The 18,243-nt window shown below is 37.5% G+C and carries 18 protein-coding genes and 1 pseudogene; 8 read left to right on the top strand and 11 right to left on the bottom strand.

What is annotated here, in order from left to right; genetic code table 11:
• Nucleotides 1–464: 464 nt before the first annotated feature.
• The 8 genes and pseudogenes from HMPREF1117_RS06050 (at nucleotide 465) to xerS (ending at nucleotide 8,387) form a co-directional block, all read left to right on the top strand.
• Nucleotides 465–1,994 (top strand): ATP-binding cassette domain-containing protein, encoded by a 1,530-nt coding sequence (locus HMPREF1117_RS06050; RefSeq protein WP_001167817.1) that lies wholly within the window; start codon nucleotides 465–467, stop codon nucleotides 1,992–1,994.
• Between the two features lie 150 nt (nucleotides 1,995–2,144).
• On the top strand, nucleotides 2,145–2,345 hold the full coding sequence (locus HMPREF1117_RS11980) for a hypothetical protein (protein ID WP_231160762.1): 201 nt from the start codon (nucleotides 2,145–2,147) through the stop codon (nucleotides 2,343–2,345).
• A gap of 96 nt (nucleotides 2,346–2,441) precedes the next feature.
• Nucleotides 2,442–2,735: pseudogene (locus HMPREF1117_RS11975) on the top strand (hypothetical protein); the annotation flags it as partial.
• 590 nt (nucleotides 2,736–3,325) lie between these two features.
• Complete coding sequence (ylqF, locus tag HMPREF1117_RS06040) at nucleotides 3,326–4,177, top strand: ribosome biogenesis GTPase YlqF (RefSeq protein ID WP_000201312.1); 852 nt, start codon at nucleotides 3,326–3,328, stop codon at nucleotides 4,175–4,177.
• On the top strand, nucleotides 4,164–4,943 hold the full coding sequence (locus tag HMPREF1117_RS06035; RefSeq protein WP_001142115.1) for a ribonuclease HII: 780 nt from the start codon (nucleotides 4,164–4,166) through the stop codon (nucleotides 4,941–4,943). Before ylqF ends, HMPREF1117_RS06035 begins: the two co-directional genes overlap by 14 nt.
• A gap of 15 nt (nucleotides 4,944–4,958) precedes the next feature.
• Nucleotides 4,959–6,509 (top strand): ClC family H(+)/Cl(-) exchange transporter, encoded by a 1,551-nt coding sequence (locus HMPREF1117_RS06030; protein WP_000392587.1) that lies wholly within the window; start codon nucleotides 4,959–4,961, stop codon nucleotides 6,507–6,509.
• An 88-nt stretch (nucleotides 6,510–6,597) separates the two neighbouring features.
• Nucleotides 6,598–7,035, top strand: coding sequence for a MepB family protein (locus HMPREF1117_RS06025; RefSeq protein ID WP_000696088.1), 438 nt, complete (start codon nucleotides 6,598–6,600; stop codon nucleotides 7,033–7,035).
• Between the two features lie 281 nt (nucleotides 7,036–7,316).
• Nucleotides 7,317–8,387 (top strand): tyrosine recombinase XerS, encoded by a 1,071-nt coding sequence (gene xerS, locus HMPREF1117_RS06020; RefSeq protein ID WP_000817859.1) that lies wholly within the window; start codon nucleotides 7,317–7,319, stop codon nucleotides 8,385–8,387.
• Nucleotides 8,388–8,552: 165 nt separating this feature from the next.
• On the opposite strand, the gene HMPREF1117_RS06015 is transcribed toward xerS, so the two are convergent.
• The 11 genes from HMPREF1117_RS06015 to yycF all read right to left on the bottom strand — a co-directional run bounded on the left by HMPREF1117_RS06015 (nucleotide 8,553) and on the right by yycF (nucleotide 18,215).
• Nucleotides 8,553–9,896 (bottom strand): MATE family efflux transporter, encoded by a 1,344-nt coding sequence (locus HMPREF1117_RS06015; protein ID WP_000283631.1) that lies wholly within the window; start codon nucleotides 9,894–9,896, stop codon nucleotides 8,553–8,555.
• 41 nt (nucleotides 9,897–9,937) lie between these two features.
• Complete coding sequence (locus HMPREF1117_RS06010; RefSeq protein WP_000924474.1) at nucleotides 9,938–11,206, bottom strand: dihydroorotase; 1,269 nt, start codon at nucleotides 11,204–11,206, stop codon at nucleotides 9,938–9,940.
• Between the two features lie 12 nt (nucleotides 11,207–11,218).
• A complete protein-coding gene (locus HMPREF1117_RS06005) occupies nucleotides 11,219–11,683 on the bottom strand; it encodes an NUDIX hydrolase (RefSeq protein WP_001135778.1) in 465 nt (154 codons plus the stop codon).
• A gap of 9 nt (nucleotides 11,684–11,692) precedes the next feature.
• Entirely contained in the window at nucleotides 11,693–12,346 is a 654-nt protein-coding gene (locus HMPREF1117_RS06000) for a uracil-DNA glycosylase (protein ID WP_001164855.1), read from the bottom strand.
• Nucleotides 12,347–12,357: 11 nt separating this feature from the next.
• Nucleotides 12,358–13,113: a DUF4336 domain-containing protein gene (locus HMPREF1117_RS05995; RefSeq protein WP_000089459.1), complete on the bottom strand. Its 756-nt coding sequence runs from the start codon at nucleotides 13,111–13,113 to the stop codon at nucleotides 12,358–12,360.
• A gap of 64 nt (nucleotides 13,114–13,177) precedes the next feature.
• The gene (locus HMPREF1117_RS05990) at nucleotides 13,178–13,870 is read right to left on the bottom strand and encodes a YjjG family noncanonical pyrimidine nucleotidase (RefSeq protein ID WP_001146403.1); all 693 of its coding nucleotides are present in this window, start codon (nucleotides 13,868–13,870) and stop codon (nucleotides 13,178–13,180) included.
• A 169-nt stretch (nucleotides 13,871–14,039) separates the two neighbouring features.
• Entirely contained in the window at nucleotides 14,040–14,582 is a 543-nt protein-coding gene (locus HMPREF1117_RS05985) for a ClbS/DfsB family four-helix bundle protein (RefSeq protein WP_001137904.1), read from the bottom strand.
• 81 nt (nucleotides 14,583–14,663) lie between these two features.
• Nucleotides 14,664–15,158, bottom strand: a complete 495-nt coding sequence (locus HMPREF1117_RS05980) for a YkgJ family cysteine cluster protein (RefSeq protein ID WP_001123660.1) — start codon at nucleotides 15,156–15,158, stop codon at nucleotides 14,664–14,666.
• Nucleotides 15,159–15,354: 196 nt separating this feature from the next.
• On the bottom strand, nucleotides 15,355–16,164 hold the full coding sequence (locus HMPREF1117_RS05975) for an MBL fold metallo-hydrolase (protein WP_001003068.1): 810 nt from the start codon (nucleotides 16,162–16,164) through the stop codon (nucleotides 15,355–15,357).
• Between the two features lies 1 nt (nucleotide 16,165).
• Nucleotides 16,166–17,515: a cell wall metabolism sensor histidine kinase VicK gene (gene vicK, locus HMPREF1117_RS05970; RefSeq protein ID WP_000593666.1), complete on the bottom strand. Its 1,350-nt coding sequence runs from the start codon at nucleotides 17,513–17,515 to the stop codon at nucleotides 16,166–16,168.
• On the bottom strand, nucleotides 17,508–18,215 hold the full coding sequence (gene yycF / locus HMPREF1117_RS05965; RefSeq protein WP_000722060.1) for a response regulator YycF: 708 nt from the start codon (nucleotides 18,213–18,215) through the stop codon (nucleotides 17,508–17,510). The genes vicK and yycF overlap by 8 nt, the downstream gene beginning before the upstream one ends.
• Nucleotides 18,216–18,243: the final 28 nt, after the last annotated feature.

Here is an 18,243-nt window from a genome sequence, read left to right as displayed (position 1 = left end):
ATGTGAGATGAAAAAGAGAGAACAAATGTTCTCTCTTTTATTTTAATATTCTTATTTTGTTAAAATTAAGAGAATACTTTATTTAAATAATAAAATTAGAACATAAAATTATTTATGTAATATTTTCACCTTAACTATAAGGCTATGCAAAAATTCTTAATTTATGATAAGATATTAAATAAGGATAACTCAATATATATAATATGTTTGGGAGTAGTACAATCATATTCTCTCTTTAAAGTAGGAGTCTTGGTAATATATATCTGACCTCTATTAGAGAAATATAGAATAGATCGGATTTCAATCAGATAGCAAAATAAACTTAAAAAAAAACTGAGAATTGTAGTACATGTGCGATTTCTAATTATTGTACGCAATACCTGATATTGTATTATCAGAATCGGGTGATAGAAGAAATTGTTCTGCGATGTGCAAAAAGACAGCTTTAGCAAGGAGTATCGTCTATGCAGATTTATCTTAAACCACTTCGTTGGTATCTTGTCTTTAATCTTTTTTTTGGTGGTGTTTCCAATGTCTGCACTGCCTTGCTACCCTATTTCACCCAGGAATTGGTTCGGGGGCATTATCAAATTGCCTTGTATGGCTACTGCCTGGCGGTGGTGGGCTATCTGGCTTGCAACTACATCCAGATGCGTTTGGATTGGAAGCAAGCAATCATCTTTTCGACCCAGCTTAAAAATGATTGGTTTCATTCGCTTTTGGAGCTAGGACACCACGATTTTAAACAGAAAACGGTGGCGGAGTATATTTCCTATCAAGCAAACGACCTCGATTCCTTGGAGAAGGACTACCTACCACCTCTTATGAGTTTTATCAAGCAAATTTTGCGGATTCTCATTTACACTGTAGTGATTAGTCACACCATCAATTCTTTGGTCGCTTTGATTTTGCTTGTTTCGACATCTATCAGTATTCAAATTCCCAAGATTGTGGGGAAGTTGACAGCTCAACGTCGGCAGGTTTATCTGGAAAAGCAGGGTGATTACTATCGTACTTTGGAGGATTTGCTCAAGGGACACCATCTGGTTAATCAAGTCACCCTGTCTGGCTTTCAGGACCAGCAACGAAATGCTCTCAATACCTTGCAGGATAAGTATTTGGGTTACGGTTTGACCAAAATTATGGGTATTCTGTTGACTGGGCTTTCCTTTGAGTTTATCAGCATTGTCCTTTTCGCCTATCTCGCCTACTCCCTTGTCACCCAGCAGTTGGGCATTCCTGAGGTTGTGGCTAGCTTTGGCTATATCACTGCTTTTTCGGAGCCAATTCAGGAAATCCTATATGACCTGCAAATGCTGGAGTCGGTCAAACCTGTGGTGCAAAGCTTCCAAGCAATTGTCAGCCGTCCGTCCGCTGTTCAGGCACCTCAGATGTCTTTCGAGACCCTGATGCTAAACCATATCACTAAACGACTGGGGTTGTCTGGTTTGACGATCCCCCACGTTGAAATTCGTAAGGGCGACAAAATTGCAATAATCGGTGAAAATGGTTCTGGAAAGAGTAGTCTGCTCAACATTTTAAACGGGACTGATCAAGATTTTCAAGGAGAAATCTTGCTTGATCAGCTTCCTGTACATCAGATCTGGGGCAAATTTGGTATGATTTTGCAGCAGGAGCACACTTTTATCTCATCTTATGAAAATAATGTCACTATTTTCAATACTTTTGAGGCTAATTTTAGGGATGAAGAGTTTGAAAAGATACCACCCCAGTCCCTGTCAGGTGGTCAGCAACAATGCATGTATCTAAATCGGGAAATAAATCGTCAGAGTCCTCTAATTATCATGGATGAGCCTTTTTCTGCTTTGGATGCCAGCCAGTTTCAAAAGGAATTAGACAAGGTACTTAGCTTGTCAAATGCTGTTGTCCTTACACTTCACCGTCAAGAAGAGGCGCTATCACGCTTTGATCAGGTCTGGGAAATCAAGGATGGGGAGTTGGTTGTCGTGAAAAGAGTTCTAAAACAGAACTAACATAAGCTTTTCACAAGTTCAAAAGAGTTTTCACAAGAATCTAATTTTTGACATTCCTTACTTTCGAGCGAATCCAGAGGAGATTATCTCCATCGTTGATGTCAATGGTACTATCAGGTCAACCTTTATCAATCTTTTGGCAGGATTTTCTTGAAGGATAAGGGCGGCGATGTCCGGGTGCAAGGCATTTCGTATCGCTCCAAGAAAATCCATTCTCTGGTCATGTTTGTCTTGGAGAGCGACCAGGGATTCTACAGTTATCTGACTGCTATGGGAAATCTCCAGTATTTTCTACGTTTGAATGGGACGCTAGCTCATATTAAAGCAGAAGTGAATGACTTGTATGACTAGCTAGCTTTCAATCTCAAAAGGAATACGCTGGTTTTGGAGCTTTCTCAGGGTAATCGTCAGTAATTGACCTTGATCTTAGCCTTGAGGCAAAAACTAAAAGAACATCATGATTCCATTGTAAATCTTCTAATAGATAATACAGGACAATTGGAAGAACTAGCTATCTTTGAAAGAATTCAAATTTACCAACGATATAGAAGTTGTGTATATGATTCAGATGGAGATAAAACTTCAACAACAATCCACCTTCATTACTTACTATTTGAAGAATGGAAGAAAGTTTAGAAAGAGATACTTAAATCTGGAGAAGAAAGATTAAAAGATTTACCTAATCGAAATGCTTGTTATATCACGAATTTTAAAATAAAGTCTATTGATAACTTTTGTTAGTTGTTTGAGATGGACGAAAGGTCTTTGGAATCAAAAAAGCGTATAATATCAAGTGTTGAAAAAATTGATATTTTGTTTTTTGGATCTTAGTCAACAGTAGTTGATTGAATATAAAACTGGAGAGAAGAGAATCCGTTTTTTTAAAATTGTTAAAGTCCTGAGCAATCTTTTTTGTTGATAATTCGAGAAAATTTGTGATTGTTCTTGACGAGAGAAGTCTCAGCTGATTTCCTTGCGGATATCCAAATTAATAGCTTCCATAAATCTAAATATTATAAGGTCTTTAATATCGAGTAGTTTTATGATAAAATGTAATTGTTGCGTATGATTCTTTCTAATGATAGTTTTGTAGTTTTTCATTATAGATATCATAGTTACTTACCTAAAATATTGTTTCGAATTTACTATAAAAATTCAAAAAAGATATTGTCAAATACCACCCACAGTTTGATATAAAGATTGTGAAATCAAGTGAGAATCAAATCAAAGGTTTTTCCCTTACATGGTAGTTTTGGTGTTCGCTTGGTGTTTAGACAATAGTAAAATAAAATAAGGGCTCTCAACCCTTGCTACGAAAGGAAAAAAACTCAATGGCTACTATTCAATGGTTTCCTGGCCACATGTCAAAGGCTCGTAGGCAGGTTCAAGAAAATTTAAAATTTGTTGATTTTGTGACAATTTTGGTGGATGCTCGTCTACCATTATCTAGTCAAAATCCTATGTTAACCAAGATAGTTGGTGATAAACCAAAGCTATTGATTCTAAATAAGGCAGACCTTGCTGATCCAGCTATGACCAAGGAATGGCGCCAGTATTTTGAATCACAGGGTATTCAAACCCTTGCAATTAATTCAAAAGAACAAGTTACTGTAAAAGTAGTGACAGATGCCGCTAAAAAACTCATGGCAGATAAGATTGCTCGGCAGAAAGAACGTGGTATTCTGATTGAAACCTTGCGTACCATGATTATCGGTATTCCAAATGCTGGTAAATCAACTCTTATGAACCGTTTGGCTGGTAAGAAAATTGCTGTCGTTGGAAACAAACCTGGTGTCACAAAAGGGCAACAATGGCTTAAAACAAACAAAGACTTAGAAATCTTAGATACCCCAGGGATTCTTTGGCCTAAATTTGAGGATGAAACTGTTGCCCTTAAGTTGGCGCTAACAGGTGCTATTAAAGACCAGCTCCTTCCCATGGATGAAGTGACTATTTTCGGTCTTAACTTCTTTAAAGATCACTATCCAGATAAACTAGCTGAACGTTTCAAACAAATGAATCTTGAAGAGGAAGCTCCAGTCATCATTATGGATATGACTCGAGCTCTAGGTTTCCGTGACGACTATGACCGTTTTTACAGTCTTTTTGTCAAAGAAGTCCGTGATGGAAAACTCGGTAACTATACCTTAGATACATTGGAAGACCTCGATGCCGACAATTAAAGAAATTAAAGAACTTCTAGCAAGCGTTCACCAACTTGACAGTCCAATATTTAATGAATTAGCTAACGATTCAAGGACTGGAGTGGTTAAAGAAATCCAAAAACGTAAACAGGCCATTCAGGCAGATATAGATGAAAATATTCGCTTGGAAAATATGCTTACTTATGAAAAAGAACTTTATAATCAAGGATTAGCCTTGATTGCAGGTGTTGACGAAGTGGGGCGTGGTCCTCTGGCTGGTCCAGTAGTGGCTGCAGCAGTTATTTTGCCTCAAGGTTGTAAAATTAAGGGCCTAAACGACAGTAAAAAAATTTCAAAAAAGAAACATTTTGAGATTTTTCAAGCTGTTCAAGAACAAGCCCTGTCAATCGGAATCGGAATCATCGATAATCAAGTCATTGACCAAGTTAATATCTATGAAGCGACCAAACTAGCTATGAAAGAAGCTATTGCTCAGTTAAGTCTACAGCCTCAACACCTTTTGATTGATGCCATGAAACTAGATTTGCCTATTTTTCAGACATCTATTATCAAGGGAGATGCCCATTCACTCTCTATCGCAGCGGCTTCAATTGTAGCTAAAGTTACACGTGACGAACTCATGAAGGATTACGATATCCAGTTTCCTGGTTATGATTTTTCAGCAAATGCTGGTTATGGAACAGCCAAGCACTTGGAAGGTCTTGAAAAACAGGGGATTACTCCCATTCATCGTTTAAGTTTTGAACCGATAAAATCCATGGTTTCATCAAAGCAAGAAAGTTAAATTAAGGAATTAACAATGGAAGAACAGACGGAAATAATCCGCTCTAAAAAAGAGTTTGCTTTTGCATCCAGTACCATACTAGCCCAAGTAGGAAGAGGAATTATTGTCGGCCTTGTTGTCGGCATAATAGTTGGATCCTTTCGTTTACTTATAGAAAAAGGCTTCCACTTGATTCAAGGACTATACCAAGATCAAGCACATCTAATCCCTAATCTATTTATACTTGGATTTTTTTATTTCATCATTTGCCTACTCAGTGCCAAACTAACAACATCAGAAAAGGATATTAAGGGATCAGGAATTCCTCAAGTTGAAGCTGAATTAAAAGGGCTTATGTCTCTTAACTGGTGGAGTGTTCTTTGGAAAAAGTATCTTCTTGGTATACTCGCAATTGCTAGCGGATTGATGCTGGGGCGTGAAGGTCCCAGTATTCAATTAGGAGCTGTTGGCGGAAAAGGAATTGCAAAATGGCTCAAATCAAGTCCAGTTGAAGAGCGTTCTTTGATTGCTAGTGGAGCTGCTGCTGGCCTAGCTGCCGCCTTCAATGCTCCCATTGCGGGACTCCTATTTGTAGTGGAAGAAGTCTATCACCATTTTTCACGTTTTTTCTGGGTATCTACGCTTGCAGCTAGTATCGTAGCAAACTTTATCTCACTGTTGATGTTTGGTTTGACTCCTGTACTGGATATGCCCGATAACATCCCTCTTATGACCTTGGACCAGTATTGGATTTATCTTCTTGTGGGGATTTTTCTGGGACTTTCCGGCTATCTTTATGAAAAAGCTGTGTTAAATGTTAGCAAAGTTTATGACTGGATTGGTCAAGTAATCCATCTTGATAAAGCCTATTATCCAATTTTAGCCTTTATACTCATCATTCCTGTTGGTATCTACACGCCAGATATTCTTGGGGGTGGAAATCAGCTAGTCCTTTCTCTAACTAGCCAAAATTTTAGTTTTCAAATCTTATTAGCATACTTCATCATCCGCTTTATTTGGAGTATGATTAGTTACGGAAGTGGTCTTCCAGGGGGTATTTTTCTTCCGATTCTAGCACTTGGTTCTCTCCTTGGAGCTTTGGTTGGTGTTATTTGTGTCAATTTAGGAATAATCAGTCAAGATCAATTTCCTATCTTTATTATTTTAGGTATGAGTGGGTATTTCGGTGCTATTTCAAAAGCACCCCTGACAGCTATGATTCTTGTAACAGAGATGGTTGGTGATATCCGTAACCTCATGCCACTTGGACTGGTGACACTCGTTGCCTATATCATCATGGATTTGCTGAAAGGTGCACCAGTATACGAAGCCATGCTTGAAAAAATGCTACCAGATGAAGTTACGGATGAAGGAGAAGTGACATTAATTGAAATACCTGTATCCGATAAAATAGCTGGAAAACAAGTCCATGAACTTAACCTACCACATAATATTCTTATCACTACCCAAGTGCATAACGGAAAAAGCCAAACTGTTAATGGCTCAACTAGAATGTATCTTGGTGATATGATCCATCTGGTCATTCCAAAAAGTGAAATTGGTAAAGTAAAAGATTTGTTGTTGTAGATCAAAAATATTATTACATAATTTTTATTATGTAATAAATGTATCAAGAATATTTTGTTGATTTTGATAAGGGAGGACATACATCATAATGAAAATACTAGATGCTCTATATGAGTTTTATGGTGATTTTGAATTCATTAAAGAAAAGTGGAATGAAAAATACGAAGGTATTCTTATCAAAATAAAGGATGAGCAAGGATATAAAAGATGCCGCTTAGCAAAAAGAACACCGAAAAAAGAAGGATATTTTACAGTTTTTTGGAAAAAAGACAAAAATAACATGAACATTCCTTATACCAATGAAGATTTGGGAACTGAACTTGTTATCGTTGTCATCGATAATGATAAAAAGGGGCTATTTATTATTCCAAACGAAGTTGCTACTTGTAAGAAAATTCTCTCAACAAAAAACAGCAAAGGAAAAATGTCCATGCGATTTTATCCGCCTTGGTGCACAAATTTAAATACAACGGCTCAATCAACACAAAAATGGCAATTGAAATTTTTTAGAGAAATTGAATTATAAGAATGACTTTGAAAAATTTCTAGTAGATTCATATCAAACACAAAGACTTGGTTCTTTTTTCATAAGAACCAAGTCTTTGTGTTAGTTTCTCAGGAATAAAGTACATTATAGACAATTTTTGTCGAAAAAATTTTTTAGTTATTAAAAATGAAATCATTTTTGGTTTTTTTTAGTTATTCTATTAAAAAGCTCTATAACATCTTTCCGAAAAACTATAATTTTCTTGAAAAATATATAAGTCTATGCTATACTACTAGTAGACTGATTTAGGGAGAAACTTGATGAAACGTGAGATTTTATTAGAACGTATTGACAAACTAAAACAAATAATGCCCTGGTATGTTTTGGAATACTACCAATCTAAGTTGGCTGTTCCATACAGTTTTACTACCTTGTACGAATACCTTAAGGAATATGACCGTTTTTTCAGTTGGGTTTTGGAATCTGGCATTTCAAATGCTGATAAAATGTCTGATATTCCTTTATCTGTCTTGGAAAATATGTCTAAGAAAGATATGGAATCCTTTATTCTCTATCTACGTGAACGTCCATTACTAAATGCCAATACAACTAAGCAAGGCGTTTCTCAAACAACCATCAATCGAACATTATCTGCACTTTCAAGCCTCTACAAGTATCTAACTGAGGAAGTTGAAAATGATCAAGGCGAGCCTTATTTTTATCGTAATGTAATGAAGAAAGTTTCAACTAAGAAAAAGAAAGAAACCCTTGCTGCTAGAGCTGAAAATATCAAGCAAAAACTTTTTCTAGGTGATGAAACTGAAGGTTTCCTTACCTATATAGACCAAGAATATCCTAACGAGTTGTCAAATCGAGCACTCTCATCTTTTAATAAAAATAAAGAACGAGACTTGGCTATTATTGCCCTTCTCTTGGCGTCTGGTGTACGTTTGTCAGAAGCGGTTAACCTAGATCTAAAAGATCTGAATCTTAAGATGATGATTATAGATGTCACTCGAAAAGGTGGAAAACGAGATTCAGTAAACGTTGCTGCTTTTGCTAAACCTTATTTAGAAACCTATCTCTCTATACGAAATCAACGCTACAAGACTGAAAAAACAGATACTGCACTCTTTCTGACTCTATACCGTGGGATTCCAAATCGAATTGATGCTTCTAGTGTTGAGAAGATGGTTGCCAAGTACTCTGAGAACTTTAAAGTACGTGTCACACCCCACAAACTCCGCCATACACTAGCAACTAGGCTCTATGATGCGACCAAATCTCAAGTATTGGTCAGTCACCAGCTAGGTCACGCAAGTACTCAAGTCACTGACCTCTATACTCATATCGTCAATGATGAGCAAAAAAATGCTTTAGACAGTCTATGATTTTACATAAATTATATTATGTATAAATTCTATGAAAAAGATACTAGATAACTAGTCTTTAAAATCAGAAAAACGCATAATACCAGGTCTTGAAAAAACTTGATATTATGCGTTTTGTTATGAAAATTTTTTATTCATTCTCTATTAAAACAGATTTTATTAAATTTAAGAACTGACTTTTTTCATCACAACTTGTAGACGCCATTCATATAATAGACCTGTGGTCACTAAACTTACGATTAGACCAATCCAATAGCCGTATGCTCCTAAATCTGTTAGATGCTCTAGCATGAAACCTAGTGGAATGGAGACACCCCAGTAGCCAATTAAACCCAAGTAAAAAGGAACCACAGTATCCTTATATCCTCTTAGAATACCTTGAAGGGGAGCTGCAAAGGTATCAGCTAACTGAAAGAAGAGGCTGTAAGTTAAAAATATTGCTGTTGTTTCTATAAATTTCGGATCATTTCCATATAAACTAGCTACATTATCTCTAAAAATATAGAGGAAGGTCAAGGTAAAAACTGCAAAAACAAGGGCTACACTTCTTCCTATATGAATAAATTTTTTAGCATCTTGGAATCGTTTAGCTCCAAGTTCATAAGATACAACAATCGCCATGGCAGAAGAAATACTCATGGGAAAGGCGTACATAAGTGTTGAAAAGTTCATAGCCGATTGATGACTGGCTATGATGAGCGATGAAAATTTAGCCATCAACAAGCCGACTACAGAGAAAACAGCAACTTCAGCAAAAACTGTTCCTCCTATTGGCAAACCAAGTCGGACACCTTCCTTTATTCTTTCAAAATCAAGAGGGGTGATTTTGGAAAACTGATATTCTTTTAGCTTCTTATTCTTTATCAACATGAAAATTGAAATGGTTAGAAGGCACCAATAAGCTAGAGATGTTCCTAAACCAGCTCCTGCTCCTCCTAACTCAGGCAAGCCAAAAACTCCATAAATCAAGAGATAGTTGAAGCCACTATTTAGAGGCAATAACAAAAGCATCAGATACATGGAAAGTTTTGTAAAGCCTAAGGAATCCAACAAGGAACGGATAACACTAAAAAGTAGGAGAGGGATAATTCCAATCACTAAAAACTGTAAGTAGTGTACAGCTACTGCTGCCACCTTTGGTTCTAAGCCAATATGATTTAAAATGGATGGTGCTAGGAAAATCACCAATCCAAATAAGAAGATAGAAAGTCCTAAAGCTATGTAAATAAACTGATAAAAATCAGAAGCAACTTCTTCCTTTTTTCCTCTCCCTAAATTGTGTCCAATAATGGGAATCATAGCATAGACGATACCTGTCAAAAATGTGAAAAAAGGGTTCCATAAACTAGTTGCTGTAGAGACACCAGCCAAATCCATGGTATTGTATTGACCTGTCATAGTGGTATCTACAAAGGAAGCGGAATAATTGGCAAATTGATAAATCAGGATAGGGAAAAATATCTTTAAAAATAAGATAAACTTGTCTTTAAAACGATGAGTTGGATACATAAAAAGTCTCTATTCTTTAAAATAATAGAGCAGGGTTCTAACTAGTTTTCATAGACAATTTGTCCTTTACAGATGGTATATTTGACCTGCCCTTTTAAGTTTTCACCGATAAATGGTGAATTGGCTGCTTTAGAAGCAAAATGTGAATCAACAAGACGGTCAGCCTTGGCATCAAAAATAGTAATATCAGCCGGACCATTTTCAGCTAGGCAGCCTGCTTCAAAATTATATAGTTTTGCAGGATTGTATGTCATTTTTTCAAGCAATTCCATCAAGGTTAACTCACCAGATTCCACCAAATAGGTCAAGCCGAGAGACAGGGATGTTTCTAAGCCAGTCATACCAGATGGCGCTTTGGTAATATCCTCAACATTTTTCTCATCTGCATGATGAGGCGCGTGGTCAGTCGCGATAACTGTGATGACACCTGACTTTAGACCTTCGATAACAGCACGACGGTCTGATTCCAAACGAAGTGGAGGATTCATCTTAGCATTGCTACCTTGAGTCAAAAGAAGTGCTTCTGTCTTAGAGAAATGCTGTGGCGCTACTTCTGCTGTGACTTGCGCACCCAGCCCTTGAGCAAACTCCACTACTTTAACACTTTCTTCCTTAGATAAATGCTGAATATGAACATGGGCCTTGGTTGCATAGGCAATCATGACATCACGCGCCATCATAGCGTACTCAGCCACCCCAGTCGCACCGCAGATATGGAAATGTTCTTTAGCGATATTTTCATTAAATCCAAGAATCCCATTCAATCCTGGATCTTCCTCATGAAGACTAATAAAAGTATTAAGCTTTTTAGCTTCCTCCATGGCTTCCTTGACAACTTTACTACTTTCAAGTGGGATACCGTCGTCTGAGAAACCAACCGCACCAGCTTCTAAAAGCGCCTCAAAGTCAGTCAAATCCTGCCCATTAAAATTCTTAGTAATGGTCGCAACCGTCTTAACATTAATCTTTTCCTTGGCAGCTGACTGGAGAACTTCTTGCAAAGTCTCCACGTCCGATATGGTTGGACTGGTATTAGCCATCATAACGACAGTAGTAAAACCACCTGCAGCGGCTGCAAGGGCTCCGGTATGAATATCTTCCTTGTGGGTCTGACCAGGTTCACGGAAATGAACGTGGATATCAACCAAACCAGGAGCAACTACAAGACCTGTAGCATCGATAATGTCTACTCCTTCTTCTTTGATTTCTGGCGCAATTTTGGTAATCTTTCCATCCTCGACTAAGACATCACACACTTGATCCAAACCAGACTTGGGATCCATTACACGACCATTTTTGATTAGTAGCATCTGCTTTCTCCTTTATTCATAGAAATCAACTTGGGTATCCAACAATTTATCCCCATCATAAACAAACTTGGCTGAAAAGAAGGGTTTATCTTCTAAAAGCCACCCAACAAAGGTATGGTCACCTTCCCAAGTCGGCTTACTCAAAACCTCGTCATAGGGGACCCATTCCAGCGTCCCCTCATTGCAATCAATCAAATTCCCCTCAAACTCCGTCACCTTAAAAACATAGGTGTACCAGTCTAAATCTGGTGTGAATTCAGGAAAAGTGATAACACCTTTTAGAACTGGCTTGGCTTTGAGTCCTGTTTCTTCAAGGATTTCACGTGCTGCACATTCCTGTGGAGTCTCACCACGCTCCAGCTTACCACCCACACCAATCCATTTTCCTTCATGGACATCATTTGGCTTCTTATTACGATGGAGCATGAGCAGTTCTTTCCCGTTATCAATGTAGCAAATCGTCGCTAACTGAGGCATATTCTCTCCTTATCTAAGCCAATCGATTGGCTCTTGTCCTGTCTCTTTTAAGAATGCATTGGCCTTGGAAAAAGGCTTGGAACCCCAAAATCCTCTATAAACCGACAAAGGACTGGGATGGGCTGATTCGATAATCAAGTGATGAGGATTGGTAACTAAGGCCTTCTTCTTGCGTGCATAAGCACCCCAGAGTACAAAAACGACTGGTCTATCTAGATGATTGACCACCTGAATCACAGCATCCGTAAAAGGCTCCCATATCTGTCCGGCATGACCATTGGCCTGTCCAGCAGGAACAGTCAAACAAGCATTAAGAAGCAAGACTCCTTGTTCAGCCCAAGCTGTCAAATCATGAGATTTCTTAACACCAATATCATCTGACAATTCTTTCAAGATATTTTGTAAGGATGGCGGAGTTGGGATAGAGTCAGGTACAGAAAAACTCAAGCCCTGCGCTTGACCTGGTCCGTGATAGGGATCTTGCCCTAGAATCACCACCTTAACTTCTTCAAGCGGTGTTGTCAAGAGAGCCTGAAAAACCTTTTCTTTAGGCGGATAAATAGTCCCCTGAGCATAGACCTGATTCATAAACTGATTGATTTTCCCGAAATAACCCTCAGGTAATTGCTCCTTAATCAAAGCATGCCAAGACGAGTGTTGCATCTTTCCCTCCTTTATCTTATCCATCTAAGAGCACGTCTTAATTCATCCGTACCATTTTTAAAAAAGCATAAACCATGTGCAAGTATAATCTTATCCGGTTTCCAGTTTAACATACGGGAAAAGGAAACCTTTGCTTCCCTTTGTCTTCCTAAAAAAGTCATCCGATAATCAATAGGAGTTTGACCATCAGGGGCTGTTACACGAGCTAAACGATAGAATTTTCTGCGGATTGGACTAGCTATCTTTTCAGGTTCAAAATTCTCTATAAGGTCTGTTACAATGAGTGTTTTAGTTGATTTATGAAAAAACACGACCTCTTCGATGACAGAACTTCCCTTAAAAATAAGCTGATCAATCTCATCAGACCATAGGTCAGGAGCCTTATCTGTTAAGGCAGCATCAAATTCCACCTTGACATTCTGACTTTTCGCTCTCTCTTCAACTCCTGGACTAGACCATGCTTGCGCATGAGGATATCTTTTTCTCCAATCTGCAATATAGGCGTAGTGAATCTGATTTGGTGAAATCAGGTAAGCTACTCTGCCCAAAGCGTCCAGTTCAGTAAAGAGTTTCTCGTTTGGTGCAATAGGAGAATGAATCCAAAGTTTGCCATCATTTAACTTAATCACCGTCATACGTGTCTGAAAAGGAAGTTTGAAGATCTTCATATCCATTTGAATCAAATCACCATCCACTATCCAGATATTTTGATCAACTTCCTTTAGTGTATACAATGGTTCATAAAGAGAAAGTTCAGGCCTTGACATCGTTAACTATTCCTTCGTTTTTACTGCCTCTATTATAGCAAAAAGTGGCTTTCTAAACCACTTTTTACAGTTTATCTAAACAATCCAGCAAGTCTTGGTAAGAATAGACTTCGTAAGTCGGCTGGGCTTGTGTGTGATTTTCGAGGTGATGAGGATTATACCAGATAGTGTCTATCCCAGCATTATTGCCACCTTGAATGTCGGCGGTTAGGGAATCTCCAATCATCAGCGTCTTTTCTTTACTAAAACCTGCAATCTGTTGGCCAATCTTTTCATAAAAGAAAGCATCCGGCTTTTGTGTTTGCAACTGTTCAGAGATAAAAACTTGATTGAAATAAGGTGCTAGACCAGATTGAGCCAAACGTCCCGTCTGAATGGCAGTAATGCCATTTGTCGCAGCATATAGCTCATAATCTCGCTCGATAAGGCTGTCTAAGAGTTTATGAGCGCCCGATAGTGTTTGTCCCTGCTGGGCGAGGTAAAATTGGTAACGCTGGGCTAGAAAACTACCGTCTTTTTCCTGTCCAAAATGAGCAAATAAACGAGAAAAGCGCGTGTTAACCAGCTCTTGTTTACTAATTTTCTTTTGCTCCAAGTCCTTCCAGAGAGCTTTGTTCATAGGAACATAATAGTCTTTATAAGCCTGAATATCTTCAACTCCTTCTTCTTTTAGAAGTTGCGTCAAAGCCACATCCTCAGCAGCATCAAAATCAAGAAGAGTGTGGTCGAGGTCGAATAGTAGAAATTTGTAAGGCAATTTGAGTTTTTCCTTTCCCAAGTATCACTTGTATTATTATAGCACAAGCTTGCCTGATAACGTAATTAATTTTTAGGCAAAACTCCTTTCTGACTATTTATATAAGTAACAAACAATTATTTATTAGGAAATCTAAATGTTTTAAATTCACAATGGTCTTTTTAAATAGTTAAAGCTCTTTACAGATGCTTTGATGTGCTTTGAGTTTTTTCAGAGCCCAATCATAGTGACTGGAGGTGCTACTGACAAAGTAGGAACCTAAACTTGTCCCACCGGTCCACTTATAGACACCTTTAGTAAATAGTTCATCATTGCTAAAGGCTTCTATCAACTCTAAAACCTCTCTATGTGATTGTTCTAGGAGTCTAGTCGCTTCTTCTAAGGACGTTTTCTGGTGCTTCTTCCAAAAAGCGACATTCATTTGTCCATAAGTTTTCCAATTATAAGGTTCAGGGAGAAAAGCTCTCTCATAACCTTCTTGATTAGAATGTACCCAGATCAAAAGTAACTGATGCCATTCATAAAGATGAATCAAGACATCCCGTAGATTCTTATCCCTTTTCCAGTGCGCTTCTTTTTTCTTTTGGTCTCTTGAAAAATCAAATGGAGTCTGTAGCTCATTTTCACTTAGTTGGGAGATAAAACGATTGAACTTTTCATAGTTTTCCTTAGAGGTCAGCACTAGCTCCTCTTTTGTTTTTGGTCTAGGCACAGAGTTCTCCCTTCATATTGCTAATTATTATAAAAAATTTTTTCTCCTGTAATCTTTGTGCAAGATTTAAAATCACAAATCTCACAACTTATCCTTTAATTTCTCCACAAAGAGATAGGCTGCTGGACAGGTCAAAGTATTCTTAATCGTTAGATGATTTATTTGATGAATCTTTTTACGGTCTGTGTGTGGAAATTCTCGACAAGCCTTTGGACGAACATCGTAGATGGAACAGAGATTATCTCCTCCTAAAAATGGACAAGGCATGGATTTAAAAACCTTATCCCCATCTTCATCTACCTGAAGGAATTCTGCTTCAAAAGCTGGTAATTTCATCTTAAAATACTTGGCTATTCGTGTAATATCCGCTTCTTTGAAGTCAGGTCCCAAGGTCTTACAACAGTTAGCACAGGCAGTACAGTCAATTTCAGCAAAGACTTCTTCATGAATTTGCTGGGCTATTTTATCCAAATTCTTAGGTGGCTTTTTCTTTAGATTAGCCAACACTTTGCGATGCTCTTTCTGTTTTTGCAAAGCTAGCTGATGGTAGTATTCAATATCAATTTCTTTTGGCATGGTATCTCTCTAATATTGTTCTTTATAGATTTTTTAGCATTTTAATGATGCTAAAAGAAGTTAGTGTTCATTAGCATCTAGACTTGCTTTTATTTATAAAATTTAAAGCTATATTTCTTATATCGCAAAGCCTATTATACCATATTTTCCCCATAAAATTATCTACATATAAAAGAACACCCTTAGGTGCTCTCTCTTATATATCTGTCAATGGTGTTGCAGTATCTGGTGAGGTATCATAAACCTTAAAGTCTACTCCAACTCCCAGATCAGCTTGTGCTAGCTGATTGACCATGGTCATGTGGGCTAACTCCTTGATATTGTTCTCCTTAGATAAATGTCCAAGGTAAATCTTTTTAGTGCGATTTCCTAAGGTCCGAATCATAGCTTCAGCACCGTCTTCGTTAGAAAGGTGACCGAGGTCTGATAAAATCCGTTGTTTCAATTTCCATGCATAGGAACCAGCTCTCAAGATTTCTACATCATGATTAGACTCTATAAGATAACCATCTGCATTCTCCACTATTCCTGCCATACGATCACTAACATAGCCCGTATCAGTCAAAAGGACAAAGCTCTTATCATCCTTCATAAAACGGTAAAACTGAGGGGCAACAGCATCATGGCTAACCCCAAAACTCTCGATATCAATATCTCCAAAAGTTTTAGTTTTCCCCATTTCAAAGATATGTTTTTGAGAAGAATCGACCTTGCCAAGATACTTACTGTTTTCCATAGCTTGCCAAGTTTTTTCATTAGCATAGAGATCCATGCCATATTTACGAGCAAGTACACCTACTCCATGGATATGGTCTGAATGCTCATGCGTAATTAAAATGGCATCCAAGTCTTCTGGTTTTCGATTAATCTCAGCCAATAGACTAGTGATTTTCTTACCAGATAAGCCTGCATCTACTAAAATTTTCTTTTTTGGTGTCTCCAGATAAAAAGAATTTCCACTGGATCCTGACGCTAAAATACTGTATTTAAAGCCTTTTTCATTCATTCTAGTCTTCTACTTCGTCCTCCCATATTTCTTCTTTTACGGCGTCCTTATCATAAGGGAGCACAATGGTAAAGGTTGAACCTTTACCGTATTCACTTTTGGCCCAGATAAAACCTTTATGTTGTTTAATGATTTCTTTAGCAATAGATAATCCTAGACCAGTACCGCCTTGGGCACGACTTCGAGCACGATCCACACGATAAAAACGATCAAAAATACGAGGCAAATCTTGCTTAGGAATTCCTAAGCCTTGGTCTGAAATAGATAAAATCATCTGTTCATCTGTCGTTTTCATGCTGACAGTTATTTTCCCACCGTCTGGTGAATACTTAATGGCGTTATTAAGAATGTTATCGATAACTTGGGTCATCTTATCAGTATCAATCTCAATCCAAACTGATGTAATAGGATAATCTCTTACTAGTTCATATTTTTGTTGATCATCTTGTGATTTGATTGTATCAAAACGGTTTAATATAAAGGTGATAAAGGCAGTAAAGTTAATCAACTCAACATCTAAGTGACTAGTGGTATTATCAATTCTAGACAAGTGTAAGAGGTCTGTTACCATCCGCATCATACGATTGGTTTCATCTAGAGATACTTTGATAAAATCAGGGGCAACAGGCTCAGAAAGAGCACCTTCATCCAAGGCTTCAAGATAGGATTTAACACTAGTTAAAGGAGTTCGTAATTCATGACTGACATTCGAAACAAAGAGTCTGCGCTCTCGTTCTTCCTTTTCTTGCTCTGTTGTATCGTGTAATACGGCTACTAAACCTGATATAAAACCAGACTCACGACGAATCAATGCAAAACGGACACGAAGTATCAGATACTCACCATTATCATCTTGGGAATCAATCATAAGTTCGGGAACTTTTGTAATTAAATCCCTAAGCTCATAATCTTCCCCAATATTTAATAAATCTAAAATATTTTTGTTTAGGGCATCTTCCTTTTGTATTCCTAATTGTTTCTTGGCCATATCGTTTATCATGGTTATTTTTCCACGACGATTGGTTGCAAGGACCCCATCAGTCATATAAGAAAGAATACTATTTAATCTCTTAGTCTCTTGCTCAAGATTTTCTTGTGTTAGGCGGATAACTTCTGATAAATCATTTATATTGTTTGTAATGTTTGTAATTTCAGAGCTTCCCTGCATATCCAATACTCGAGAATAATCTCCTGAAATCAGGTCCTTTACTTTTTGATTAATCTGCTTCAAACGAATATTATCTCGCCGATTTTCAAGCAATAGCAAGGTAACGACCATGATAAAGCCTATCAAAATTAGAATGAAGATAAAATCCCTAGTTAGAACTATTTCTTTCAATAATTTAATCATTATTTCTCATATAATAGCCGACACCACGACGTGTTAAAATATACTCTGGACGACTTGGGGTATCCTCGATTTTTTCACGTAAACGTCTTATAGTGACATCTACAGTACGTACATCACCAAAATAATCATATCCCCAAACCGTCTCAAGCAGATGTTCTCGAGTTATAACTTGGCCAATGTGAGATGCTAAATGGTACAAGAGTTCAAATTCTCGGTGGGTTAATTCAAGTTCTTCACCGTATTTTTTGGCTACGTACGCATCAGGTACAATTTCTAAATCACCGATTATCAATGGTTGAGTCTTTTTCTCTTCGGAATCTTGACTATCGACAGATACAAGTTCTGTACGACGGAGAAGCGCCTTAACACGTGCCTGTAACTCACGATTTGAGAAAGGCTTTGTGACATAATCATCCGCACCAAGTTCTAAACCAATGACCTTATCAAATTCGCTATCTTTAGCAGAAAGCATGATAATAGGAACACTACTTGTTTTTCGAATAGTTTTGGCAACTTCCAGCCCATCAATTTCTGGCAGCATCAAATCCAAGATAATAACATCTGGTTTCTCTGCTTCAAATTGTTCCAAAGCCTCACGTCCATTAAAAGCAGTTACAACTTCGTAACCTTCTTTACTCATATTAAATTTTATAATATCTGAGATCGGTTTTTCGTCATCTACGATTAATATTTTTTTCATTTATTCACCTTTTTTCTACTATTATATC

Origin of the sequence: Streptococcus sp. SK643 (genome assembly GCF_000259505.1) — a bacterium.
Classification (GTDB): domain Bacteria; phylum Bacillota; class Bacilli; order Lactobacillales; family Streptococcaceae; genus Streptococcus.
Note: the sequence above shows the minus strand (reverse complement) of the source record. Positions and strands in the feature narration are given on the sequence as shown.